The sequence below is a fragment of the Peribacillus sp. FSL K6-5616 genome (genome assembly GCF_038008245.1).
Lineage (GTDB): Bacteria > Bacillota > Bacilli > Bacillales > DSM-1321 > Peribacillus > Peribacillus frigoritolerans.
The window spans coordinates 717,292-743,116 of record NZ_JBBOYT010000001.1 but is presented as its reverse complement, the minus strand read 5'-3'; the positions used below and the strand labels follow the sequence as shown (position 1 = coordinate 743,116).

Below are 25,825 nucleotides of genomic sequence, written 5' to 3'. Positions count from 1 at the left end.
CGGGTTTTCCCCGTCCCTTACTGTTTAAGAAGTCTGATTCGGTAACAATGGACAGCCGTCTTCCCAAGATGTTCCAACAAATGATAGTTGGCATATCCACCGACAGCTGCCCCAAAACCTGGAACGAGCTGAAACATTTTGATGACATCGATGTGATCGCGATATTCCTGCTGAAATTCCTGCCAGTCTATTTCCGGACATTTCCCTGAATCCCATTCCTCTATTACCCGTAATGTTTCCAATTTCTTCTCCTCGCTTGAAAATGCCATCTGGAAGATATGAAGGATGAACAATCGTTCCTCATATTTATTTGGATCGAAACCGTATATACGGGATATTTCGAATAATAATTTCATCTTGATGCTAAGCAGTAATGGGAAATCAGCCAATCCAATTAAAAGCCCTGCCGCTCCGGTACCCACACCTTCTATAACGGCCGTTTTCCTATATGCGGTTACAGTTTCCGCAACCCACTCTTCCTTTTGCTGCAAGGATAATAGCACTACATTTTTTTCTTTAGACATATATTTAGAACCTGATAATACAGCCTCTATCATCCCTTTAATACTATCAGTAATCACTTTGTGCACTCGGTCTGGAATATAACTATTCAATTTGATTTGCGCCTTTTTGGACATCCGCTCAAACCTGCCGGATTTCTTGGCTACTTTCTTTTTCCATGATATTAGTTCAGATAATGCCTTTTGTTCATATTCATCCATCATTTAACACCTCCGTTAAATATGTATATACCCCCTATGAGGCTTTTATTTTCAATTTTCATTTCTTAAAAATTAACTGAAACGTTTTTTTTTGAGGGTTTGTAAAATTCGAACGTTGTTTTCCACTCCAGGCACTCGCTTTCCGCGGGCGGTCCGCCACCTCGGCGCTCTTTGCGCCTGTGGGGTCTCCCTTGAACGCGTTTTCCCCGCAGGAGTCTCGTACCTTACGTTCCAATCAACTGGAACGTTTTTTAAAATAAAAACTGCAGGCTGGTCTATTCCGAACCAAGTTTTAGACTAGGTTATCCTTGTAATAAAGAAAAAGCTGATTTTATGAAAAATCAGCTTCTGCTTAAAAGTTTTTTATTTTCTTTGTTGCATAAATTTTAAAACCGAATATGAAAACAAGCCCCATTGCCAAGGCGGCTAAAGCGGAAATCCATTCCCCTTTCACTAGCAGGACCAAACTGAAGACAAGGTCCTCAAATAATAGGAAATAGGAAATTAGTTTTATGACTGCAGATTCTCTCATTTTTGCTGGCAATGGATACAATGAGACCCATACTTTCCACTCATGTGCCTTCCAAACCGGCAGCAGTTGCAGGGCTGTCATGAATAAGAACATGAACGTAACAATCAAATGTGCAAATATGTTAGTGAATACACTTAAAATCACGGATCCCATGATCGTTAAACGAAAACAAAGTCCCACATAATCATTGGATCGCAGAAGGGTACGAGCGTAAAGATAGGTATAAGTTGATTTATCACCATACGGAATGAGTGCTAATAGCCAGTCCATCCATTTCCTTCTCGCTACCTTCCCTTTCAAATGAGGAACATCAGTAAACATGTTCGCTATTCGATAGAAAGAATTCATCCGTTTGTTTTCCAGTTCCACCAGCCGTTCCCACTTCAGCACGAAACCTTTAGTCGCGCTTCGGTAATACATGTAAAGTGCTAACAATAATAAGAAGGTTATAAGTGCAAACAGTATATTTGCCCTTGAACAGATGAAATAAAGAATCACGCCATTAAGTAAAAAGCGGATGAGAGAGTCCCAATGGCTCACTGATGTATCCTGATATTTCAATACCAGCCAGCGCATGGTCAAATTCAAAAACTTCAAAATAAGCAAAACGGCCAGGATGATTCCAAGATCCTTACCTCCTGCACCCGTAACCTTCGAATACATCGGTATCGATGCAATCAGGACAACCAGAAGAATAAAGCCCTGCATGACCCAGCTTAATATCAATGAATTCTTGAAATAACTTCTCAACTTCGTTTCAAGCGGAAGCAGGAATACCGTATCGGGTTCTTTCAAGAAAGTATTTATCGGGCTTCTGGTTACAATGATCGATAAAACAAAGGCCATGATCAATGCAGCAGGGAAATCACTGTTTAACGTCTTCACCCAATCACTGTAATAATAAGCCAACCCACCAAGAACCAATACCATGACAAAAACAAGATGGCCATTAAAAATATAACGAAGATATTTTTGCGTTTCATTTATATAGCCTAAATATCTTTCCTTCCAGAGATTTTGACTATTCATGACCGATTTCTTCTTTCGTCAATTGGATATATAAATCGTCCAGAGTTGCCCCTGGCATGGAAAATTGTTCACGAAGCTGCTCAAGATTGCCTTTCGCCCGAATCTCTCCATTATGCAGTATGATGAAAGAATCACAATACCTCTCGGCTGTCGCCAGAATGTGTGTAGACATTAAAATTCCCGCTCCGCTCTCTTTCATCTTCCTCATCAAATCAAGCAGGGATTGAATGCCTAGTGGATCAAGACCTACGAAGGGTTCATCGACGATATATAAAGACGGCTGTACTAAAAAGGCGCACATTATCATGACCTTTTGCTTCATTCCCTTTGAAAAATGGGCCGGGAACCATTTAAGCCTTTTCTCCATATGGAATTCCTTTAACAGAACGTCCATCCTCTCTTTAAATGTGGCTTCCGCCAAACCATGTGCCATGGCTGTAAGCTTTAAATGCTCCTCTAGTGTAAGCTCATCATACAAAATGGGCGTTTCTGGAACATAAGTGAATTGTTTTCGATATGTTTCCGGGTCCTGAGCTAGTGTTTTACCATGAATCGAGACGCTTCCGCCTTTCGGCTCCATGAGTCCGATGATATGTTTAATCGTCGTACTTTTCCCAGCCCCGTTAAGCCCAATTAACCCAACGAGCTCATTTGGCTGAATGTCAAAACTTATTCCTTTTAAAACGGGCGTTTTCGTGTATCCGCCCACTAGCTGCTTTATTTCCAATAAGGACATATAAACGATCCTTTCTATATAGAGGTTCTTATTTCCATTTTATCAAATTCTCCTGCTTTTATATAGTCGAGTGTTCCCGGAACTAAATTTCCATAAATAACTAATTATATTTTTGCTGCATGATGGTCATCATAAATAAGGAAGAAGGGGTTAGCCATTACGTGTGATTCACATCATATTGTAAATGAGGTGTCAGTTAAAGACGTATTATACTGAAATACCCATTAGGTTTATTACAAATGATTTACATCATATTGTAAATGAGGTGTCAGTTAAAGACGTATAAACTGAATTAAACCATAAGCTTCATAACAAAAATCGTTTCGAGCAAGGAGATGGTTCTCTTGCACGTAAAAGCAGAAAAATCATTCAATAATTATCAATTATGCTTTAAAAGTTGATGAAACTTTAAAGATATAGGAGATGGTTGCTTTGAATGGAAAATCTCTATTTAGATAATAACCATATTTTACCACAATGTAGATGAGGTGTTTGTCGCAGAGAATTTATGCTAATACGAATTTTGAAGCAAAACCCCCTTTTTCGACAGGCAGGGTGCAACTTAATGTTGCATCCTGTTTTTATATTTTTCCTTTTCTCAAGGATTCAAGCTATGGTACGATTAACCAAATACATTAACTTTTAAAGGAGCGTTATTCATGAGTGATTGCATTTTTTGCAAAATAATCGATGGGGAAATTCCAAGTAGTAAAGTTTTCGAAAATGAACATGTTTTGGCCTTTCTCGATATCAGTCAAGTAACGAAAGGCCATACTCTGGTAATACCTAAAGTACATAAGGAAAATCTTTATGAGTTGACACCTGAGATTGCCCAGAACCTTTTTGAAGTGGTGCCGGAAATTGCCCGCGCCATGAAGCAGGAATTCCAACCTGTAGGCCTGAACCTTTTAAATAATAACGGTGAAGCTGCAGGGCAGTCCGTTTTCCATTTTCATATGCATTTAATTCCTCGGCATGGGGAAGGTGACGGCTTTGGTGCAGTTTGGAAAACCAATACCAGCGACTATACACCGGATAGCCTGAAACAAATTGCTGACTCCATTGCACAGCATTTAAAATGAGACTGCAATAGCCTGTGAAGAAGGTTTCTTTCTCCTTTCGTTGCTTGAAAAAAATGATCCAGAGTTGGTCCTCACTTTAAAGTGCAGGACCTTTTTACTTTGATCTATCATTAAAACGTATTTATAATTCTAAATTTTCCTCCAATTGAATTTAGTTTTCTGGTAGGATATATGAATAGTCTCAAATACTTTATCACATAGTCGCATAGGAGGAAAAAAATTGAAACGTGCACGTAATTTTAACGCTGGGCCAGCCGCCCTTCCTTTAGAAGTTTTACAAAGAGCCCAAAACGAGTGGTTGAATATTGAGGATTCCGGTATGTCAGTCATGGAATTAAGCCATAGAAGTTCCGAATTCGAAAAAATTCATAACCATGCCATTCAATCATTAAAAGATCTTATGGAAATTCCTGAAAATTATGAAGTTCTCCTGCTGCAAGGAGGGGCAAGTCTACAATTTTCCATGATTCCCATGAACATTTTGAAAGATGGAAAAAGGGCAGATTATGTCCTCACTGGTTCTTGGTCGGAAAAAGCATTAAAAGAAGCCAAAAAGGTTGGTGAAACGGCCGTAGTCGCTTCATCCAAAGATGAAAAATATACGTTCATCCCTAAAGTGGAAGATATCAAATTGAATGACGATGCTGCCTATCTTCATATCACAAGTAATAATACGATTTACGGAACACAGTGGAAGGATTTCCCGGAAACAGGCAACATTCCTCTAGTAGCCGATATGTCGAGTGATATTCTCAGCAAAAAGATTGATATTGGTAAATTCGGCATCATCTATGCTGGTGCACAAAAGAATTTAGGTCCGTCGGGAATCACAGTCGTTATCATCCGTAAAGATTTAATAACGGATAATGACAAAATCCCATCCATGATGAACTATTCAATCCATTCGAAAAATAATTCTTTATACAACACTCCTCCGACATTGGCCATTTACTTATTGTCCCTTGTGTTGGATTGGGCAAAAGATCAGGGCGGAGTGGAAAAGATTGCTGAAATCAACGAAGAAAAAGCAAAAGTCATTTACGATGCCATCGACGGCAGTGATGGTTTTTATAAAGGCCATGCCCTACCGGACAGCCGTTCATTAATGAACGTGACGTTCACGCTTCCGTCTGAGGAAGCTGAAGTGCAATTCCTTAAAGAAGTGAAGGAAGCCGGATTCGTAGGACTGAACGGTCACCGTTCCATCGGCGGCTGCAGAGCATCCATCTATAATGCGGTCCCTCTATCCCATTGCCAGGACCTTGCTGATTTCATGAAGAAATTCCAGGAATCGTATAAAGCGAAGGAAGCTCAAACTCTTTAATTCAAACAAATATAACTTCTAAAAAAATAGGTCTTATGATATACTATTTTAAACTTCTTGCAACAGGCAATAGTGCATTGTTGAAGAAAAGCTGTTAGTTGAGATGAGAATAGGAGAGATGAGTAAATGAAAACGAAAACCCTTGTGTCACTGTCCCTATTAATCGGGATTGGGGCTGCCCTGCATTTTATCGTACCTGGATTCTTCCTTGGAATGAAACCGGATATGATGCTGTTGATGATGTTTTTGGCGATAACCCTGTTTCCCGCTAAGAAGAATGTATTCATTGTGGCCCTGGCAGCAGGAGCCATCTCTGCCATGACAACTACATTTCCAGCAGGACAGATCCCAAATATCATAGACAAATTGGCAACAGCCTTTCTGTTTTACCTTTTATTCATCAGTCTAAAGAAGTTTTCAACATCCGTTGTCACCGTTAGTATCTTGACTGCCGTTGGAACATTGATTTCCGGCGCTGTCTTCCTTGGTTCGGCTTATTATATCGTTTCCCTTCCAGGGCCTTTCGTTGCACTTTTCGGCGCTGTTGTGCTTCCTGCCGTATTGTTAAATACAGTTGCGATGGTCATCATTTATCCAATTGTGAACGGCATCGTAAGAAAATCAAATATACCCATTAATGCTTAAGCAGCAGGATCATCATACCTAAAAAAGCACCGGAATGTCCGGTGCTTTTTTTTCCAATCATATGAATCTGGAATTCTGGTCAGAATCACCCTCCAATGATCAATGTATCAACATCCACATAAACCAAATGAAAAGCAGTAAAACCCCGGGGAGACCCATAGCGAAGGCTCTAGCCTGGAGCACCCTCCTAGGCGGATAGATGCCAGGAGTTTTTGCTTGCCTTAGAAAATACCCCATCCCGCACAGGCATACCAGGCCTAATAAAAAAATGATTTTCATTATTAACCCACCAGTGCCATCCATGTTCCGACAGCTTGTTTTTATTATCTATATGCCGCTCTTCCCTTTATATGAAGCATTATTATTAAAGCTTCAAGTTATTTTTAAATATTATATATTGACTCTCTAAGTTTAAAAAAATATTTTTGTGATATAAAGATAAAATGGTCGATTCTCTTCCATAAGGATGAAAATTATGGTATTTTGATATCAATAGCATTTCTCTCCCTATTTATCATAATTTCCAATTGATGCAGCAGGGATTCAGACCATGGAAAGCGAAAACATATTATAAAATGAGGTGATCCTAATGAAAGCAAAATCATTACTAATTGGCTTTTTGACCGGAACAGTGGTAGCTGGTGCGGCAACCTTACTTTCGACACCAAGTTCAGGTAAAGACCTACGGACCCGCATCAAGACGAATACCGACGAAATTAAGACTACAATTGATGAATTAAAGGTAAAAATGCAGAATATTAAAGATGACACTATGGAAGCTTCACAAATCAGCAAAGAAACTGTAAAAACATTCATTTCGGATGTTCAGGTCGTCATCGAGAACTGGAAGCGGGAAATCGAACCCAATAAGAATGAATTATTGAAGAACGTTCAGGAAATTGAAAATTCATTGAAAGAATTGGAAGCGGCCGCCCCTACTTCTAAAAATTAATAGCTGACATCGTCACACAAGCTTGATTCTCCATTTTTCCCAATAAATTACATGGTTTATTGGAGAAGAATGGAGAATTCATTAAAAAAACTAAAATTTTCTAAAAATTTTGCAAATATTTATCTTTATTAATTTTTATTTTATTGTCATAATAAATATATAGAATCTTATAAGTAGGTGAGCCCATAATATGCAGAATAAAAATTATTCTATGAAAGAAGCAATGATTTTTAGTCAACGAATTGCACAATTAAGCAAAGCATTATGGAAATCGATTGAAAAAGATTGGCAGCAATGGATCAAGCCCTATGATTTAAACATCAATGAGCACCATATTCTTTGGATTGCCTACCATCTTAATGGCTCTTCCATTTCAGATGTTGCAAAATTTGGGGTCATGCATGTTTCTACCGCATTTAACTTTTCAAAAAAATTAGAGGAACGCGGATACTTAACATTTTCAAAAAAAGAAAATGACAAAAGGAATACGTATATAGAGATCACAGCGGAAGGTGAAAAAATTCTACTTGATTTAATGGAGACATACGACCCAAGTAAGAACTCCGCTTTCTCGGGTGCACTTCCATTGCGTGAGCTTTATGGCAAGTTTCCGGATATGATTGAAATGATGGCCATCATCCGAAATATCTACGGTGAAGACTTCATGCAAATCTTTGAACGATCCTTCGATAACATCGATCAGGAGTTTACGGACGTGGAGGGTAAAATCACAAAAAAAAAGATAGAGAAAGAAACTGAGCCAGTTTAATCTCATACTCTATCCATTTCCTTCATGAATGATACATATAAACCTTGTGAGATGCATGCATCAATGCATTCCTTTGTAGTTATTTTTGGATTAACCTTTCTTTCAAATTGATTAAAAAGCGGTCGAAAGTTCATATACCCTTCCGCTTTTTCTATTTCATAGCGTTTGCTCAAGATATCACATGCTTCCAATAATTCTTCCGCTTCCTTCTTCGTGAAATTTTTTTCCACAAATAAATAGTCCAACTTCGCCTCCGGATTGCGTATAAGGTTTAATAAAAGCCGTTGATGAAAACGGAGTATTTCCAATTCTTCATTTATATTTTTCATACATCACTAATCCCCATTCAATCATTCAATTTAACATAAAAGACTTATAACAAATTTTTGATTTTTCACATTCGGTAATCCGCCTGATCCCCATTTCAAAACCTGCCTTAAACGCCCATAGCATGCTTACTCACCAAAGTGATTTTATCTTAAACATAATCCAAGAATTCCATTGCTTTTTCCACCCATTCATCGTAATGTATGTAAGTATATTCAACAGCTTTGGAGGGCTGATTTCGAAATGAATTCGTGGAAAACAATTGACGTGGCAAAACAATATGGGAATTGCCGTCTGCTCTTTTTTTCAGTTTTTACTATATTGATGTCTTTTGTTCTGATCTATACATTATTAAGTGTCTTTTCAACCCATGTTATTTTGTATGGCGATCAAACAATGGTATTTTTTAGCCTATTGCTCTTATTATATCCTGTTCACAAACTATTACACTATTTACCTTTACGATTATTATGTAAAAAAGTGAAAACTTCATGGTCCTTGAAGTGGAACCTGGTGTTAACATGCAGAGTCAATGTCCATGTTCCGATTCGAAAGCATCTATATCTCTTGACCCTTGTGTTGCCTTTCGTCATTATGTCTGTCACATTGATTGGTTGTGCCCTTAGTTTTCCGCATTACATCCATTATTTCACTATTTTATTATCCCTGCACACCGGCTTATGCGTATCGGATTTTATTTATATAAAAAACCTGGTTGGGTCCCCAAGGCATTCTTTTATCGAGGAACACCTCGAAGGATACGATATACTTATTCAAAAGTGATTCCTTATTCATTCATAATGATGACTGCTAAGATTTTTAGGTATCTTTTTTCATTATAATTTGGTATCGTATTTATACATGATGTTTTGCAAGGAGGGATTTTAGGTTTTGATCTCGTTCTGGTTTATTATTTTTGCTATTTTGATCCTTTATAATATTAATAGAATGACAAACTCTTTATGCATTCAAAAGGAAATTGCTGAAGACCGGCAGCCTAAAGTATTCAGGACCATTAATGTATTAATTACTATTATGTTATTATCCTCCTATATTGAAATTTTGTATACGTAGAGATGAGCAACAAATGATGTCCATCATTTGTTACATACATTGGTGATACCCGGAGCATTATCCACATAAAGAAAAAGGGCGAAGCAATAGCTTCGCCTTTTGTTTATGGTTTTATAACCAAGAAGCTCCAATGATGACTAACAGGATGAAAAGAACGACAATTAGAGCAAAGCCTCCACCTATTCCTCCAGACATTGATCTTCCTCCTTTCCATTCTTAAGTAATAATAATTTAATGCACACTCTTATATGCGCCAAAAGGAATCCATTCCTTTCATAGCTTGAAAATCACTTAAATCTTTTGTGTTGAGCGGCTACCCTATCCTATTCAACTCCATGGCAAAAGGAGTGGGCTCTTTCCATTAGTAATTTTGCAGCCGATTAACAATAGGCTGCTCCTACAATTATTAATAAAATGAATAACACCACTAACAAAGCGAAGCCGCCTCCGTTAAATCCATTACCCATCATGCTACCCCCTTTTGTTGTCCTCGATTTATCATATGTAATGGATTAATATCCGGGTAGGCGTACACCCATTTTTCAAAAAAATCTTATTCAGGCACCAATATATTATTTTTTGTAAAGTAACCAGAATATGTTATAGTTAATTTTGTGGAAATACGAAAAAATAGCAAACCAGAAACTTATAACTAGGAGTTGTTTTTATGAAGAAGTGGGCATTATCGATTGCTGTTACTGCAGGGCTGATCGGACTTACAGCATGCAACAGCGACAAGGAAGCAGTCGTGGAAACTAAAGCGGGGGATATAACCAAAGAAGAATTTTACAATGTAATGAAAGACCGTTATGGTGAAACCGTTCTTCAAGAACTTGTTTATGAAAAAGTTCTTTCTGAAAAATATACAGTAACGGATAAAGAAGTTAAAGCTAAAACGGACGAACTTAAAGCGCAAATGGGTGAAAATTTCGAAACGGCCCTGGCCTCTTCCGGATATAAGAGCGAAGCTGATCTTAAACGTGCACTTAAAATCGGCATGCTTCAAGAAAAAGCAGCCGTTGCCGATATAAAAGTTAAAGAAGCTGATGTGAAAAAAGCTTATGAAGACTATAAACCACAAATCAAAGCGAGACATATTCTCGTGGAAGACGAAAAAACGGCTAATGAAGTTAAAGCTAAATTGGACAAAGGTGATGACTTTGCCAAACTTGCCAAAGAATATTCAACGGACACAGGCACAGCTGAAAAAGGCGGGGAGCTAGGCTGGTTCGGACAAGGCGAAATGGTTCCTGCATTTGAAGAGCAAGCTTACAAAATGAAGAAAGATGAAATCAGCAAGCCGATTAAATCCGATTATGGCTACCACATCATCCAACTTCTTGATACAAAAGAAAAAGAATCATACGAAGATATGAAAAAAGATCTTGAATATGATTTGAAAGTCGCTCAAATTGACCAAACTAAAGTTCAGGACATTCTGAATTCTGAAGTCAAAAAAGCGGACGTGAAGATTAAAGACAAAGATTTAAAAGATGCCATCACTTCTGGTGACGCAGCCAATGCTGAAAAATAATTGAATAGTAAAAAGCGACAGGACTTTACCTGTCGCTTTTTTTTCATCATTCGGGCTATGCTCCCTGATTTATATCCTTTTTACGCCTCTCACGCTCTTCTTCCATGCGTTCAATGTATTTCTGACCTTCCTTTTCAATCCAAGCATCATCTATGAGGCGTTCCTGCCTAGCTGTCCAAATTGACATGACTGCACTGACAATTATTCCAATAAACACGAACCAGATCCAAATTGGCATGTCCATTCCCTCCCAAAAAATCTACTATTCATTTACTAGAGAATATGCACGAACAAAAAAAATATGCTTCTTTCTCCATCGAGAAAGAAGCATATTTCATTAAAATGTCGGTTTATAGAATGAACGATTATCGAGCGCGAAGACTCTTTCCGTAAATTCACCCGGCTTCACTTTTTCCAAGGCGCGGTCCATCATATTTATCTTGGCATCCATATTATCAATATAATGCAGCACTTCCGCTTCCCTAACCATTGGCGGCTTGGGACTGCCCCACTCAGCTTTACCATGGTGGCTTAATATCAAGTGCTTGAGAATCATGATTTCTTCCGCTTCAATGCCCAATTCCTCTGCAGCTTTACCGACTTCATTCACCATGATCGTGATATGTCCCAACAAGTTCCCTTCCACTGTATAAACAGTCGAAACAGGTCCAGATAACTCATGCACCTTTCCAAGGTCATGCAGAATGACCCCTGCATACAAAAGATCCTTATTGAGGGAAGGATATAGGGTTGAAATGGCCTTAGCCAGCCCTAGCATCGATACAACGTGATAGGCCAGCCCCGACATATACTCATGATGGTTCTTGGTGGCAGCAGGGAACGTCAGGAACTCATTCTGATATTTTTTAATGAGATGCCTAGTCACCCTTTGGATATTCGGATTCCTCATTTCAAAAATGTATTGAGTGATGGTTTCCATCATTTCTTCCTGACTTAAAGGCGCCGTTTGAATTAAATCGGCTTTCGTGACCCCGTCAGTATCTGAAGTAATTCTAATATTACGGATTTTCAATTGGCTGCGTCCTCGATAATTCTGGACTTCCCCCTGAACTTTCACTGTTGCTTCCGCACTGTATGTTTTCTCATCAGCCTCGGAAACATCCCATAGCTTTGCCTCTATCTCCCCGGTTTTATCGCACAAAATCAATGTTAAAAACGGCTTTCCATTACTTGCCACCGCTTTTGTACTCGTTTTAATGTACATATATATATCTACTACTTCACCAATTCCGTAGTGTATGATCCCATTTCCCATGCGACTGCCCCCGTTCAATTAAATATCAACATTATAACATACCAATCTCGTTAGTGCGTTTAGTTTTCGTTAATAAGTGATGGACATTGGACAGGAAAAGCTAAAGCTTTGCCGTCTCTTATCACTCCACAAGAAAACCAGGCTTAATCCCAAGCCTGGCTCTCCAATCAAATCTATTTCAACAGTTTTTGTTCGGACAATACGCGCACTTCTCCTGGCCATCAATTCGGTAATATAAACAGCATGTCACCCGTTTATAAGGGTTCACGGACTCCGGAACACTTTTTTCCCCAATGAATCGTTTAAAGGGGGAACGCGTTTCAATATTCAGCCATACTTCATCTTCAAGAAGCATTTCAATGTCCTTTTCAACTCGCTTCTTTATATCAGTTTGCTTCAATAACTCACTATACATCCATACCGTATAGCTCCAAATATTTTCCCAAAGTACTAGTTTCGATATTTTAGCAGTTCCGGATAAGAAGCGAATGGCATCAGCACCAAAGCTGTTCAATATGGAATGGAGGGCAGAAGGGCTTTCCTTTTCCGTGACATTGCTCCAACTGTTGGTTTTCAGCAAAAAATTCGGGAGCCAATGCTCATCTTCCGGATCATCCAAAACACCAAAGTCCTGAAGTGTGCCTTCCCAGATAAGCCGATGTTTACTTAACATGTACAATTGTGCCGTGACAAAAAAAGCATAGCGTCTGAACCACATTGAAATGGCTATCCTTGACGTTTCCGCCCCAGTCCGGGCTTGTGCATACTGAATAAGCTCATCAGCATGATTGAAGGTCTTGGAAACTTTGGCTTCATCTCGAAAGGATATCCGGTATCCCTGAAGTTCTTTTTCAATGGATGGTGTAAGGTTATGCATTGGCCAGCGCTTTTATCTGAGTTTGTGCGTAGCGCCCTTTACCAAACGGGACGCACATGGGACTGCCAAAAATTGGATCAAAGGATATTTGACATTCCATGCTGAATACATGCTGTACCAATTCAGGCGTGATGATATCCTCTGGCCGTCCTTGAGCATGTATCGCCCCATTTTTAAGTGCCACCAGATTATCCGCATAACGGCAAGCTAAATTCAAATCATGAAGTACCATCACGATCGTTCGGTTCTCAAACTCATTCAAATCGAACAATAAGTCCAAAATCTCGATTTGATGGGTCATATCAAGATATGTAGTCGGTTCATCCAACAATATGACATCCGTATCCTGAGCAAGCGTCATGGCTATCCATGCCCGTTGCTTCTGCCCTCCCGATAATTCATCGACTGCCTGATCCTTTAAATCGGTCAGATTCGTTGCTTCAATCGCCTTTTGAACTTTTTCTTCATCCACGGAACTCCACTGTTTCAACCAACTTTGATAAGGATATCTTCCTTGTTTAACAAGTTGATAGACGGTAAGCCCTTCAGGAGCAACCGGGGATTGCGGAAGAATCGCCATCTTTCTCGCTACATCCTTCGATGACATGGTTGAAATCGCTTTGCCTTCGAGCATGACCGAGCCGGATTGAGGTTTTAACAATCGGGCTACAGACCTTAGAAGTGTTGATTTCCCACATCCATTAGCACCGATGAATACGGTGATCTCCCCTTTGGGTATTTCTATATTCATATCATTTATTATTAATTTATCACCATAACCGAGCGATAAAGACTGAGTGTTAATAGCTGGTCGCATTAAAATACTCCCCTTTTAGTCTAATAATACCAGTTTAATGAAAATGATTCTCACTGTCAATCTTAAAAAGGAATATAAACCAAAAACTCCATGTCCCGTTCCTCTTAAATGATTCATTAAAATGATTGCTCCTTTAAAGATATGAAGCTTCCTTTGGAAACATTAATCTAAAAAAAAGCACATTATACTTTCATTTATCACTGCCTGCAGCTTCCGAACGATAGTCCATTCTCCCCCTTTGCGAATTACTATCGGAATTTCCAAACTCCATTTAGCGGAAAATAAAAAAAGCCCTCCATATGGAGAGCCTGTTAACCGACAAGCAGGCGATTTGTACAATGTTCCAAGGATTCATCCCTAATGGAGGTAAATAAATCCTGATCGATAAAAGGAATTAATCCTTCTGCAATATTCCATGCATTGACCTCTATTTGATAAAGGATTTCTGATTTTCCTGTACGGTGCAGCTCCTCACTAAGCACAGCAAGATCAGGGTCTAATGCGTGCCCCATCTCATGTGTGAGAATCACCCATGTATATTCCTCAAGCCTTGCAAGCGAGCCTAGGTAGCGCTCACACTGAATTTCAATATCTCTCTCATATAAAGTGATGCTATGACCTATGGCAGAATATTTTCCCCCAACACATCGTTTACCAGGAAACTCCTTTTCGATGATTAACTCCAAAGAAGAATCATGGCGGCTTACAAACTCATTCCTATTCAATGACTTCACTCTCTTTATCTATAGTTTAAGACCCATTATATTTCGGGGATGATCAAATCATTCATATTTTGGCGCAATACGGGACTGGATAGACGAATCACTTGATTTTCACTAAAGTACTCCATTATATATCGGTGGCATGTAAAAAATAAGATTTGCCGCTTTTCCGAAACTTTTTTCAATAACTCAAGCATCCGTTTTGTCCTCTCCGCATCAAAATTGACGAAACTATCATCAATGATGAGAGGGAATGAATCATTTTCAAAAGTATGATCAGCAAGTGCGAGCCTTAAGGAAACATAAATTTGCTCAGCTGTCCCGCGGCTGACCTCTTCAACCCTGAAACTCAAACCATCACTGCGCTGTACCAGTATCCCTTCTCCCGACTGATCAAGGATGATTTTCCGGTAGCTTCCATTCGTTAAAAAGGAAAAATGCCGCTCGGCATCAGCGATCACCTTCGGCAGGCGCTCCCTTTTATATCGGTCCAATGTTTTATTCAATAAGCTTTTGGCTATTGCCAATTTCGCCCATTCCTTCGCCTCTTCGTTAAAAGCAGCTTTTTCTTCATGAAAACGATGAAGTAAATCATCATAAATCCCTGAAACTTCAAGCTGTTTTATCTTATGCTTCGCATCCGCCCGCTTCTCTAATGAAAGGGATTTCGCCTTTACAGAATCCTTCCGTTTCTGTTCTAAATTCTCAAATGTATAAGTATTGGTCCCCTGTTTTAAAAAATATTGGATTTGATCAGGCAGCATTCTGGATTGCCCAATCTGAATGGTAATCAAATCAAGCTGCTTTTGTAAGGTGATTTTCTTTTCGGACAATGCAGCAACATGCCTGAATTCTTCCTCGTCCTTGACCTTCGCTAACTTAAAAAGCATTTCCATTTCTGCATCAAGATAGCCATTTTCCATCGTCAGCTGCTCGATTTCGTTCGTCAAACGGCTTCTTTCCTGCATCCATTGCGTTAACTGAACGGAGAATTCAATCGCTTTATTCAACTCCCGTTTCAATTGGCCAATCGCTTCCCTCCATGTGGATGGTTCAAAATCAAGGCTATTTGCAAAATGAAACAAAGCCTTTGATTTACCCTCAAATTCTGCCCGGAGAAAATCATGCCTCTTGATTGTTTCATATTTCCTATCAACGGCTTCCTTCCATTTCTCAAGAAGTTCAAATACAGATTCAAGATTGATTTCCATTCCGGGATAAGACAGACCCCAACCGCTTAAGATGTTCCTCAATTCATTATCCAACCGGTCCCTGCTAGCTTCCCAATCGGCATACTCCTGAATCGTCGATTCAAACGCTTCCTCCCTTTCTTCATATTTGAAACTTTCACTTTCAAAGCGCCTTTGGAGACGTTGGTCCAGTTCAAGCAGCCGCCCCATCGACTCTCCTTCACTCCCTTTATTGGTTTCACTCCCAATTGCAGCCCTTTTCCTTTTCATCTCATCCAATTGCCTGATATACCCGGACGATATATCATCACCTTTAAAGAGATACCTGGAAACCGCAAACAGAACAGTTACGGCTAGAAGTATCACACCCAACAAAATCTGTTCACTGAAATAACTTCCGATTGCACCTAAACATAGTAGCACTATTAAACTGCCATTCATGATATGTGAACGTTTGCGATTGTCCGCTTCCTTCTTCCTCTGTAATCCCAATTGCTTTTCAAGTTCAAGTATTTGTTCATCAAGAATAAGGGATTGTGCTGCTTCAAATTCGATGTTATTCTGCTTGTTGTATAAGGACTCCAGCCCGATTCTTTTTTCATCTGGCAGTAACTGGCCCTTTATCTCCTTCAAGCGGGCTTCTGTCGTTTCCAGACTTCCCTTTTGCAGTTCATATTTCTCATCGAGCTGTTTTTTATCATTTTGGAGCTGATGCTTTTCCCTTTCGGCCCTTTTCACCTTTTCCTTCATGAATGTACTGATATCCAGTTTTCTTATTTCCTCATCAGGAACATCCAAGAATAATTCCTGCTTCACCTTTTCGATATTCTTTTCTTCCAACAGCATTTCGTGTTCCGCTTTTCTAATATCCAGCTCGAGCTTCTCCAACAATGTTCCTTGATCGATTGCATGTTCAATTTGCTCTTTATGCTCCTTGATGAAAGGATTGATTTCGATTTCCGTGAGTTTCCCCTCAAGTTTGTCCATTTTCTCAGTCAATGCCGCAAGTTGGGCTTTCATGGGGATTCCAACTGCCTGTAGCTGTTCAAGTCTTTTTAAGCCATCAACAGGAAAACTTACATCCGGAATTTTACTTATTTCAGCCTCTAGTTCCCCCTGTTCTTCAACCAAGGGTTTAATTCGCAAAAAGGCACTTACGTTAACAAGATTTTCTTCAATCTCTTGAATGCCTTCCGTGACTTTAGAGAGCTCCTCCTTAAGTTTTGCTTCTTCCTGAAGTAATGCCGTATATGACTGCTGTTCTTCTTCTGATGCTTTCACCTTTTTCTGCAATTCCTTAAGTTCTTTCAATTTCACATTCAGCAATGGTTTTTGGCCTGATGGCTTGAACCTTGAATCGAGCTCTTTTTGCAATTTCGTTTCGGCTTCAAGAAGTTTATCATTCCCGATCAGTCCGGCTGAAAGCAGATATTTACTCATCGTACCTTCACTTAGTGTATGTAATCCCTGCAGGCCTTGAAGGTCGAAAGAAAAAATGGCTTGGTAATAGTTTTTATCAACGCCATGAAGAATCTCATTCAATTCTTCCTCGCCGCCGACCCTTCCATCCTCGAAGGTCAATTTCACATCACCAGTAGCTTTTCCCTTCACACGTTCAATAACGATTTCCCCGTCTTTTTTTGTTATGAGGCTGAGCCTTCCCCCATATTTGGCATGCATTTTCGGCTCGTAACGCGGTTCGTTTTGAACCTTTGTCGGAAAACCAAATAGCATACTATGAATGAAGGACATGATGGTTGACTTGCCCGATTCATTTTCCCCAAAGAAAATCTGCAGCTGTCCCAATTCAGGAAAACGCTGATTTTCCAGTTTGCCGTAACCATAAACATGGAGGTCTTTAATAATCAAATCCGTTCCTCCTCCCTACACTCATTTATTCGCTTCAAAAATGTGCAAAAGCCATCTTTCCGCTTCATCCAACAGTTCGATCTGCTCTTCCGGCTCTATTGAATCGAGAAACCTTCTTGCTCCAGGATGAATGTATAGCGGGGCAAGAGCAGCCTCCGTATCATCAAATTCAGAAGCAAGCCTGGATACCTCAGCCAGAAATGGCGATATACTTTCATTTGGCCTATTCATGGGAATGGACTGGATGAGTTTGATTTTATACACCCAGACAAATGATTCCCCTTGGTCCCCTTCCTGCAAAATCCGGGTCAATTCTTCAAGATATTCCCCGGAAGCTCCTGCTGCATCACCTGCATCCAGCTTCAACTCCAAAAGAAAGCTTCTCCCATCGGAACCCTTCCGTTCAATTACTTCCTTGCATTGCTTGAACAGGGCATCAAATCCACCTTCTGCGGATCGTTCAATTGTTTCGCTTTCCCATATCACCTCAGAGGTTTCAATAAAAGAATGGCGCTTCATGTCCCCATCGAATTCTATAAGCATGCACCCTTTAACGCCTGACTCCTTTCTGTTCCTGCCTTGAATATTTCCTGGGTATATCACAAGCGGATCTTCCGAAACAACCTGATGTTTATGAATATGGCCTAATGCCCAGTAATCGAAATCTTTGGCAGCAAGTTCCTTCAATGAAAAAGGGGCGTACGGGCTATGTTCGGAATTGCCTTCCAAATTCCCATGAAGCAAACCTATATGATAATCGGCCCCTTCAGCTTTTATGTAGGTTTCGATCATTCTCTCCCTTACTTGACGGCGTGGATAACTGAATCCATAAAGATGGACAGTCGTCCCATCGATTTTTTCAAACCGTTTCACTCCGGTTTGCCCTGAAAATACGTGGACATTATCCGGCAGCTCCACAGTAATCCATGAGCCGCTGAGGTGATCATGGTTACCATGAATGATATAGGCGGGGATTTGATGCTGCTGGAGCTTTTCCATTTCGGTCCGAAAGCGGACCTGTGTCCGGAGACTCCGATTTTCCCCATCAAATAGATCCCCCGATAACACGATAAAGTCAACCTGACGGGAAATTGCTTCATTAATGATAGTTTGAAAAGCTTTAAACGGGCTTTCCCTTAATACCTTTAATATAGATGACGGCATATCCTTCAACCCTGAAAAGGGACTATCCAGATGGAGATCCGCCGCATGAATGAACTTCACACCGCTCAAAAGTATCACCTCGATTTCTTTCAACATTTCACATTCAATTTTAACATGAACAGAACGTACTTTCCCATACATTATTATTTTAATACGTCATCATGCAGTATGGGCAAATTCAACAGGAAAAAGACCGAATGGCGAACATTGTTTCATTCACACATTCGGTCTTTTCATCAATTAAAGATATCCATACTTAAATAGCGCTCACCATTATCCGGTGCAATGCATAATACTCGTTTTCCACTTCCAAGACGACGGGCTTCCTGCAGGGCAGTCCAGACAGAGGCACCTCCTGAAGGCCCAATCAATATCCCTTCCTTCGAAGCCATATCCTTCATGGTGGAAATCGCATCTTCATCAGCCGCCTGAACGATTTCCTCAAATACCTCTGTATTTAAGATGGCAGGGATAAAACCAGGGCTCGTACCCACTAACTTGTGGGGACCAGGCTTTCCTCCGGAAAGGACTGGGGAACCCTTAGGCTCGACAACAACAACCCTTAAATCCGGCAGATGTTCTTTCAAGGCTTCACCTGTACCGGTTATCGTTCCTCCCGTTCCAGCAGTAGCGACAAAAACATCCAGGTCTCCATCCATCTGATCCAGAATCTCGACTGCTGTCGTCACTCTGTGAATATCAGGATTGGCTTGGTTTTCGAATTGCTGCGGAATAAAGCTATTAGGAATCTCTGCGGCGAGCTCCTCGGCTTTACGAATGGCTCCCGGCATCCGCTCTGATGCAGGGGTGAGGACAACTTCCGCTCCGTATGCCTTTAAGATATTGATTCTTTCTTTCGACATATTATCCGGCATGACCATAATTGCCCGATACCCCTTAGCCGCGGCATTCATGGCAAGTCCAATACCTGTATTCCCTGATGTTGGTTCTATGATCGTAGCCCCGGCTTGAATGATACCATCCAATTCTGCCTGCCTGATTAAGTTGAAGGCAGCCCGATCTTTTACACTGCGGCTCGGATTGAAATACTCAAGTTTCACGAATACCTCAGCGTCACCCTCCGCTGTTAAATGATTAATCCTAACAACAGGTGTATCTCCTATCAATTCAGTGATATTATTAACGATTTTTACCGTCATTCAAAAAAACCCCCTTCGATCCATACACTTCCAACATGCACTTTTACTCAAGTTTATTATATCATTTATGATTTTTCATTTTAAAGAGAGAATTCCTCTAGTATAAATAGGTTTTGTTTTCATTCTTTCCAAGCTTAAAGGAAAAAAACGATGAAGTTAGTTCGATATAGTTACTTTTTCAAGATATTCAGCTATGTATCAATAATCCTTGTCTTAATAGATTCACTCACATAACAATAGTCAAAATTGACAGATAATGATAAAATTTTTATAACAGTTGATAACATTTTTGATAAGGGAGTTTTGAAAATGAGCAGAATATACAAATTAACCGTTTTTGAACCGTCAGGGGAAAAACTATTGGATGAATCATTTACAGCCGAGAATGATGAACAAGCAAAAGAATTGGGACAAAATCTATTGAAGGAAAAAAACTATCAAGATCAAACACACCGCTGTACATCGCCTTCAGGCGCTTTATTGCTTTTTCATCGCTGATTGAAAATGGAAGCGCAATCACTGAGAATATGATCGAGTTTTCCATACTTTCCTTATATAAAAAAAGGCCGTCACTGGAAAGTGACGGCCTCAGACTGTAGACAAACTCGATGAAAATCGAGTTTGTCTATTTTTATGGCTTGTACAATTTGGACGTTGATTTCCACTCCAGGCACTCGCTTTCCGCGGGCGGTCGGGGAGCCTCCTCGGCTTTCGCCTGCGGGGTCTCCCCTAGACGCGCTTTTCCCGCAGGAGTCTCGTACCTTCCGTTCCAATCAACTTTGTCTTACCTTTTAGATAGAACACTTTTGCCTGGAGTCATGTTTGTTTTAAAATAGAAGTATTAAAACTTGAGGTGATGAGGATGCTTTCTAAACATGATTCTATTCAGCGAGATCAACTTGAAATGATTACTTTAGATCAATTGGTGCCACCGAACCATTTGGTTCGTAAAATGGAGGCTGCCATTGACTTCACTTTCATTTATGACTTGGTGAAAGATATGTATTCAGAGGTAGGACGCCCAAGTATTGATCCAGTTATTTTAGTTAAACTGACTTTCATTCAATATACCTTCGGTATTCGTTCCATGCGTAAAACGATTGAAGAAGTTGAAACCAATATGGCTTACCGTTGGTTCTTAGGCTATGGTTTCCATGATAAAGTACCTCATTTCTCTACGTTCGGGAAAAATTATGAGCGACGCTTCAAAGATACAGATCTGTTTGAACAGATTTTCTATCGCATTTTAATGACAGCTGCTAATAAAAAGTTAATAAGTGCTGAACACGTTTTCGTGGATTCCACACATGTGAAAGCCAGTGCGAATAAACGGAAATTTGAAAAGAAAATCGTTCGTAAAGAAACACGAGCGTATCAAGGACGTCTTCAAGAAGAAATCAATCAAGATCGTGAAAACCATGGAAAAAAGCCTTTTCCACCAGATAAATTTGATAAAGAAGAGACCAAAGAGATTAAAGAAAGTACAACGGATTCTGAGAGTGGCTACTATGTGAAAGATGAACGAACAAAACAGTTTGCCTATTCATTCCACGCGGCCGCAGACCGCAACGGTTTTGTATTGGGAACGATTGTAACACCTGGAAATACACATGACAGTCAGATCTTAGAGCCACTAGTTGAACAAGTGATTGAGAAAGTTGGAAAACCGGAAGCCGTTGCCGCAGATGCAGCTTATAAAACACCAGCGATTACAAGCTACCTATTTAACAAAGAAATCATACCGGCTTTACCTTATACACGTCCTCGCACCAAAGAAGGATTTTTCCGCAAACAGGACTATGTATACGATGAACATTTTGATTGTTACCTTTGCCCTTCGGGCGAAACTTTAAAGTACTCAACAACAAATAAAGAGGGCTATCGCGAGTACAAATCGCCAAAACAAATTTGTACAACATGCTCATTTTTATCTCGGTGTACAGAAAGCAAAGACTGTCAAAAAGTGGTGACACGGCATATCTGGCAAACACATGTGGAAGAAGCAGATCATCTGCGTCATCATCAAGATGTAAAACCTATATATGCAAAACGTAAAGAAACGATTGAGCGTGTATTCGCAGATGCAAAAGAAAAGCATGGTATGCGTTGGACTACTTTAAGGGGACTTAAAAAATTGTCGATGCAGGCGATGCTTACTTTCGCTGCCATTAATTTAAAGAAGATGGCCAATTGGACATGGCAAGGTCCAAAAATGGCCTAACATAGTGGGCTCGTAGAGCCCCAATCTCTAAACTTCAGGCGAAAATTCAAAGGGAATTTCAAAAGGGATTCAGAATTTTTTAATTCCGAACCCCTTTTGTCTACAAACTGAGGCCGTCACTGGAAAGTGACGGCCTTTCTTATTCATTTTCCAATGAAGTTCGGTTTCCTTTTTTCCACGAACGCTTTTATTCCCTCTTGGTGGTCCGCTGTTTGGCGCATTTTCATCTGAGCAGCTTTTTCAATCTCAAGCATCTTAATTAATAGTGGGCGATTTTTTTCACTAAGGATCTTTTTCGTTTTAATCATGGCCTGCACCGGGCTTTGCAGCCAAGATTGCACTTTTTTCTCTACCGCATGTTCCAAGGTTCCGTCTGCCACTTCATGAATGAGGCCCTTTTCTTTTGCTTCAAGCGCTGTAAGCACTTTACCTTCCCAGATCAATTCTTTCGCACCCACTTCACCAAGACGGCGTTCAAGGAAGAAGTGTCCGCCGCCATCAGGGATTAATCCAATCCCGATGAAATTCATCGCAACCTTACTTTCCGAATCGGCAATAAGGTGATCCGTTGCAAGAGCTATACTCAACCCTAGCCCTGCAGCTGCACCATGAATGGCACTGATGGTCAATTTAGGCATGAAGTATAGGGTGGTCACCAATTCACTGATTCCATCCATCAGCTCATCGAAAGCATTTTCTTTTCCAGGCGAGAGCATCATCTTAATGTCACCACCAGCGGAAAACGCTTTCCCATTCCCTTTTAAAATGACGACGTCCACTTCATCATTCTCGCTTACTTCCTTCAGGGCATTAATGAAATCATGCAGCATTTTCGGATTTAGAGAGTTCATTGCCTCTGGACGGTTCATTGCAACAGTGGCCGTCCTGTCCGAATATGTGACTAAAACAGTGCCTGCAGGTGATGTCGATTCAATACTCAATTTATTTCCTCCTCTTTCGTTCTATGAATCTATTATATAATTATCATCCATTATCAGAATAGGGTGAAAAGTTATAATTAAACAAATATGCCATTATTTATTGATATATTTATCCTGAAGCTGATTACGTAATGCCCTTTTCAAAAACTTCCCAACACCGGTTTTCGGGATTTCATCCAAAAAGACCACTTCATCCGGCAGCCACCATTTGGCAAACTGCGGTTTTAAAAATCCGAGGATGTCTTCCTGGGACACTTGCCCCTTGTATGCCTCCTTCAAGACAACACAGGCGATCGGCCGTTCCTGCCACTTTTCGTGTGGCACTGCAATTACCGCCGCCTCAAAGATTCCTTCATGGGCCATTAAGGCATTCTCTATATCCACGGAAGAAATCCATTCACCGCCGCTTTTAATCAAATCTTTAGTTCGGTCGACGATTTTCACGAATCCTTCTTCATCAATCGTGACAACATCCCCTGTATAAAGCCAGCCATCTTTAAACGTATCCCCTGACCGGTCATCCTTAAAATACTCATTGGCAATCCAAGGACCCCTAATCAGCAATTCTCCCATTTCTTTCCCATCAGGCTTCACTTCGCCATCCTGACCGATCACTTTAATTTCTATCATTGGCGAAACAAGGCCCTGCTTGGCCTTCAACTCATAAAGTTCTTCTTCAGGGAGGTCTTCCTGATAGCTTTTGGGTTTCGATACAAATACGAGCGGGCTTGTTTCAGTCATTCCATATGCATGCAGGAATGGTATCCCATACTTTTGTTCAAAGGTTTTAATCATGCTTTTCGGAGCAGCCGACCCTCCGCATAAAACAGCACGAATGCTGCTCGTATCATGGCTGCCTTCTTCCAGCTCCTTCAATAAGCCCAGCCATATCGTCGGAACCCCTGCTGCGATAGTAACCTTCTCCGTCTCTATAAGCTCCGCCAAAATCTTTGGGGTGAAATAGGGTCCTGGTAAAACCATCTTCGTTCCAAACCAGACACTGGCAAAAGGCATGCCCCAGGCATTCACGTGAAACATCGGCACGACAGGAAGGGCCACATCACGCTCGCTTATTGCTGTAGAATCGGCAAGCCCCAGTGCAATCGCATGCAGTAAAATTCCGCGATGCGAATAAACCACACCTTTGGGGTTCCCGGTCGTGGCGGACGTATAACATATGCCGGCAGGTGCATTTTCATCCAAGGTTTGGATGAATGGCTGTTTCGGATTTCCTTCGGCTAATAATTTTTCATAATGATAAATAGGTGAAAGGGTCGTTTCAGGCAGCTCATCTTTATCCGTCATAATGATATACCCTTCCACTGTCGTTAACTCATCTTTAATTGCTTCCAAAAGGGGGATGACATCCGGATCTATCAATAATAATCGATCCTCCGCACTATTGACGATATAAGAAACATGTTGAGGGGACAAACGCATATTGATTGTATGTAAGACAGCACCTTGACAAGGAATCGCAAAATAAGCTTCTAAATGCCGATGATGGTTCCAGGCAAGCGTTCCAATACGGTCACCTGTTTGAATACCGAATTTTTCAAGATTACTGGTCAGCCTTCTTGTACGCTCAGCAATCTCAGCATATGTAAATGTGTGAATGCCACCATCCGTACGCGAAACTACCTCTTTCTTTGGAAAATATTTTTCAGCTCTCTCAATGATTTGAGTCATGATCAATGGAGTATCCATCATTACAATCTCCCCCTTATATTAAAAGCATGCTCATTATATATTCGACCAGAAAAAAAATAATCCTTTTTCCCTAGGTACCTTTTATGATTATTTTGAATTTGGGGTTATCTTGAAGATATTTCAAATAAAAAAAGGATCTAAACCAGATCCCTTTTTTTGATATTCTATTTGCCTGATTTCTTAGAATGCGGAAGCTCGTCAATGTTCCGTTTTACGATTATCCATTCGTCCATCGGACTTAGAAATTTAAACCATCATTAGTCCTTATCTAAAAAAAACAAAATCTACTTCCTGTAATGACTTTACCTTCGATCCATGGAAAGCTCTTTTAAATAGAGTAAGGATTCTTCTGCATAGGTATAAATTAAATCGATTGCGGGATAACCTTTACTTGCTTGAAAAGGATCAGCGCCCGGTGCCATGCATTCCACTACAATATGTCCATTGAACCCAGATCGGTTAATACCGGATGTGATTTTCCCAAAATCAATATGTCCCCTCCCCAGGGCTTGTCTATTGCTATCCGCTACATGGACGATTTCAAGATATTCTTTTGTTTTCAGGAATGGGGTTTCCAAATCTACTTCTTCAATATTCATATGATATGAATCCAATAGCATCCTTACCTTTGGACTTCCCACTTCCTGTACGAATCGCAAGGCATCTTCCCCACTGTTCACTAGGCAACTTTCGTACCTATTCAATGGTTCAATAACAAGTGTGATATTTAATTCACATGCCTTTCCCACTAATTCCTGAACTGAATCAACTGCCCATTTCCAGTCATCACCATTTAATCCCATTGGTGAAGTCTTTCCTACAGCGGAAGGACACACAACAAGATATTTCCCCTCTACCGCCTTCACTGCCTCCATCTGCCTTTTAAAATATTCTATGGCTTTGCGACGATTTTCAATATGGGCATTAGCCAAGTCATGTGCTTGATTGGGCCAGGCTGAATCGCCTGTCAACCCTCCAATTTCCAAGGACAATTCTTTGGACAGATGTAAAATGTCTTTCCAGTCATAGTCGTTCACGGCTGCCCGTATTTCTATTGCATCATATCCTGTTCCTGACACGAATCGCATGATCTTATCTATAGGCATATCTCCAAAAATCCAGCTGCATATTGAAAATTTCATATCATTTACT

27 protein-coding genes are annotated in these 25,825 nt (G+C 40.3%); 10 read left to right on the top strand and 17 right to left on the bottom strand.

The features are described from left to right. Positions 1 to 17: 17 nt before the first annotated feature. The 3 genes from MHB45_RS03570 to MHB45_RS03560 form a co-directional block, all read right to left on the bottom strand. A complete protein-coding gene (locus MHB45_RS03570; protein WP_309247760.1) occupies positions 18 to 725 on the bottom strand; it encodes an EcsC family protein in 708 nt (235 codons plus the stop codon). 349 nt (positions 726 to 1,074) lie between these two features. Beyond that, entirely contained in the window at positions 1,075 to 2,283 is a 1,209-nt protein-coding gene (locus MHB45_RS03565; RefSeq protein ID WP_048677970.1) for an ABC transporter permease, read from the bottom strand. Beyond that, positions 2,276 to 3,019 carry an ABC transporter ATP-binding protein gene (locus tag MHB45_RS03560; protein ID WP_202187094.1) on the bottom strand — a complete coding sequence of 248 codons (744 nt, stop codon included), beginning with the start codon at positions 3,017 to 3,019 and terminating at the stop codon, positions 2,276 to 2,278. The genes MHB45_RS03565 and MHB45_RS03560 overlap by 8 nt, the downstream gene beginning before the upstream one ends. A gap of 659 nt (positions 3,020 to 3,678) precedes the next feature. Here MHB45_RS03560 and MHB45_RS03555 point away from each other — a divergent pair. From MHB45_RS03555 to MHB45_RS03535, 5 genes are all read left to right on the top strand, one after another. Then, on the top strand, positions 3,679 to 4,101 hold the full coding sequence (locus MHB45_RS03555) for an HIT family protein (RefSeq protein WP_048677968.1): 423 nt from the start codon (positions 3,679 to 3,681) through the stop codon (positions 4,099 to 4,101). A gap of 220 nt (positions 4,102 to 4,321) precedes the next feature. Then, positions 4,322 to 5,425 carry a 3-phosphoserine/phosphohydroxythreonine transaminase gene (gene serC / locus MHB45_RS03550; RefSeq protein WP_340907388.1) on the top strand — a complete coding sequence of 368 codons (1,104 nt, stop codon included), beginning with the start codon at positions 4,322 to 4,324 and terminating at the stop codon, positions 5,423 to 5,425. A gap of 126 nt (positions 5,426 to 5,551) precedes the next feature. Then, complete coding sequence (locus tag MHB45_RS03545; protein ID WP_034314684.1) at positions 5,552 to 6,070, top strand: tryptophan transporter; 519 nt, start codon at positions 5,552 to 5,554, stop codon at positions 6,068 to 6,070. Between the two features lie 589 nt (positions 6,071 to 6,659). Continuing rightward, positions 6,660 to 7,022, top strand: coding sequence for a YtxH domain-containing protein (locus tag MHB45_RS03540; RefSeq protein WP_048677965.1), 363 nt, complete (start codon positions 6,660 to 6,662; stop codon positions 7,020 to 7,022). A 190-nt stretch (positions 7,023 to 7,212) separates the two neighbouring features. Continuing rightward, positions 7,213 to 7,791: an HTH-type transcriptional regulator Hpr gene (locus tag MHB45_RS03535; protein ID WP_034314691.1), complete on the top strand. Its 579-nt coding sequence runs from the start codon at positions 7,213 to 7,215 to the stop codon at positions 7,789 to 7,791. Between the two features lie 2 nt (positions 7,792 to 7,793). Here MHB45_RS03535 and MHB45_RS03530 read toward each other — a convergent pair whose 3' ends face one another. Further along, entirely contained in the window at positions 7,794 to 8,120 is a 327-nt protein-coding gene (locus MHB45_RS03530) for a DUF1878 family protein (RefSeq protein WP_048677964.1), read from the bottom strand. A 241-nt stretch (positions 8,121 to 8,361) separates the two neighbouring features. On the opposite strand from MHB45_RS03530, the gene MHB45_RS28190 reads away from it, so the two are divergent. Both MHB45_RS28190 and MHB45_RS03525 read left to right on the top strand, forming a co-directional pair. After that, positions 8,362 to 8,901 (top strand): DUF3267 domain-containing protein, encoded by a 540-nt coding sequence (locus tag MHB45_RS28190; RefSeq protein WP_072272552.1) that lies wholly within the window; start codon positions 8,362 to 8,364, stop codon positions 8,899 to 8,901. A gap of 108 nt (positions 8,902 to 9,009) precedes the next feature. Next, complete coding sequence (locus tag MHB45_RS03525) at positions 9,010 to 9,192, top strand: hypothetical protein (protein WP_034314696.1); 183 nt, start codon at positions 9,010 to 9,012, stop codon at positions 9,190 to 9,192. 111 nt (positions 9,193 to 9,303) lie between these two features. Here MHB45_RS03525 and MHB45_RS03520 read toward each other — a convergent pair whose 3' ends face one another. Both MHB45_RS03520 and MHB45_RS03515 read right to left on the bottom strand, forming a co-directional pair. Further along, entirely contained in the window at positions 9,304 to 9,387 is an 84-nt protein-coding gene (locus MHB45_RS03520; RefSeq protein WP_034314699.1) for a YjcZ family sporulation protein, read from the bottom strand. A 185-nt stretch (positions 9,388 to 9,572) separates the two neighbouring features. Further along, on the bottom strand, positions 9,573 to 9,659 hold the full coding sequence (locus MHB45_RS03515; RefSeq protein ID WP_105718953.1) for a YjcZ family sporulation protein: 87 nt from the start codon (positions 9,657 to 9,659) through the stop codon (positions 9,573 to 9,575). Between the two features lie 200 nt (positions 9,660 to 9,859). On the opposite strand from MHB45_RS03515, the gene MHB45_RS03510 reads away from it, so the two are divergent. Beyond that, entirely contained in the window at positions 9,860 to 10,726 is an 867-nt protein-coding gene (locus MHB45_RS03510) for a peptidylprolyl isomerase (RefSeq protein ID WP_072272550.1), read from the top strand. 55 nt (positions 10,727 to 10,781) lie between these two features. Here MHB45_RS03510 and MHB45_RS03505 read toward each other — a convergent pair whose 3' ends face one another. The 8 genes from MHB45_RS03505 to cysK form a co-directional block, all read right to left on the bottom strand. Beyond that, the gene (locus MHB45_RS03505) at positions 10,782 to 10,964 is read right to left on the bottom strand and encodes a sporulation YhaL family protein (RefSeq protein ID WP_053344914.1); all 183 of its coding nucleotides are present in this window, start codon (positions 10,962 to 10,964) and stop codon (positions 10,782 to 10,784) included. Between the two features lie 99 nt (positions 10,965 to 11,063). Then, positions 11,064 to 12,002, bottom strand: coding sequence for a 3'-5' exoribonuclease YhaM (gene yhaM / locus MHB45_RS03500; protein WP_048677961.1), 939 nt, complete (start codon positions 12,000 to 12,002; stop codon positions 11,064 to 11,066). A 178-nt stretch (positions 12,003 to 12,180) separates the two neighbouring features. After that, positions 12,181 to 12,879 (bottom strand): (2Fe-2S)-binding protein, encoded by a 699-nt coding sequence (locus tag MHB45_RS03495; RefSeq protein WP_072272549.1) that lies wholly within the window; start codon positions 12,877 to 12,879, stop codon positions 12,181 to 12,183. Beyond that, positions 12,872 to 13,696 (bottom strand): ABC transporter ATP-binding protein, encoded by an 825-nt coding sequence (locus MHB45_RS03490; protein WP_048677959.1) that lies wholly within the window; start codon positions 13,694 to 13,696, stop codon positions 12,872 to 12,874. Before MHB45_RS03490 ends, MHB45_RS03495 begins: the two co-directional genes overlap by 8 nt. Positions 13,697 to 14,007: 311 nt before the next feature. After that, complete coding sequence (locus MHB45_RS03485; protein WP_072272548.1) at positions 14,008 to 14,421, bottom strand: hypothetical protein; 414 nt, start codon at positions 14,419 to 14,421, stop codon at positions 14,008 to 14,010. Between the two features lie 35 nt (positions 14,422 to 14,456). Beyond that, complete coding sequence (locus MHB45_RS03480) at positions 14,457 to 17,477, bottom strand: ATP-binding protein (RefSeq protein WP_072272547.1); 3,021 nt, start codon at positions 17,475 to 17,477, stop codon at positions 14,457 to 14,459. 21 nt (positions 17,478 to 17,498) lie between these two features. Continuing rightward, on the bottom strand, positions 17,499 to 18,701 hold the full coding sequence (locus tag MHB45_RS03475; RefSeq protein ID WP_237766637.1) for a metallophosphoesterase family protein: 1,203 nt from the start codon (positions 18,699 to 18,701) through the stop codon (positions 17,499 to 17,501). A 176-nt stretch (positions 18,702 to 18,877) separates the two neighbouring features. Further along, a complete protein-coding gene (gene cysK / locus MHB45_RS03470) occupies positions 18,878 to 19,801 on the bottom strand; it encodes a cysteine synthase A (RefSeq protein WP_072272546.1) in 924 nt (307 codons plus the stop codon). A 309-nt stretch (positions 19,802 to 20,110) separates the two neighbouring features. Between cysK and MHB45_RS03465 the strand changes: the two genes are divergently transcribed. Together MHB45_RS03465 and MHB45_RS03460 are read left to right on the top strand one after the other, a co-directional pair. Continuing rightward, positions 20,111 to 20,299, top strand: coding sequence for a YhzD family protein (locus tag MHB45_RS03465; RefSeq protein ID WP_048677954.1), 189 nt, complete (start codon positions 20,111 to 20,113; stop codon positions 20,297 to 20,299). Positions 20,300 to 20,663: 364 nt separating this feature from the next. Next, positions 20,664 to 22,022 carry an IS1182 family transposase gene (locus MHB45_RS03460; RefSeq protein ID WP_072272405.1) on the top strand — a complete coding sequence of 453 codons (1,359 nt, stop codon included), beginning with the start codon at positions 20,664 to 20,666 and terminating at the stop codon, positions 22,020 to 22,022. Between the two features lie 143 nt (positions 22,023 to 22,165). On the opposite strand, the gene MHB45_RS03455 is transcribed toward MHB45_RS03460, so the two are convergent. The 3 genes from MHB45_RS03455 to MHB45_RS03445 all read right to left on the bottom strand — a co-directional run bounded on the left by MHB45_RS03455 (position 22,166) and on the right by MHB45_RS03445 (position 25,815). Further along, a complete protein-coding gene (locus MHB45_RS03455; RefSeq protein WP_034314728.1) occupies positions 22,166 to 22,963 on the bottom strand; it encodes an enoyl-CoA hydratase in 798 nt (265 codons plus the stop codon). Between the two features lie 93 nt (positions 22,964 to 23,056). Then, positions 23,057 to 24,673, bottom strand: a complete 1,617-nt coding sequence (locus MHB45_RS03450; RefSeq protein ID WP_072272545.1) for a long-chain fatty acid--CoA ligase — start codon at positions 24,671 to 24,673, stop codon at positions 23,057 to 23,059. 302 nt (positions 24,674 to 24,975) lie between these two features. Next, positions 24,976 to 25,815, bottom strand: a complete 840-nt coding sequence (locus tag MHB45_RS03445) for a sugar phosphate isomerase/epimerase family protein (protein WP_072272544.1) — start codon at positions 25,813 to 25,815, stop codon at positions 24,976 to 24,978. Positions 25,816 to 25,825 lie beyond the last annotated feature (10 nt).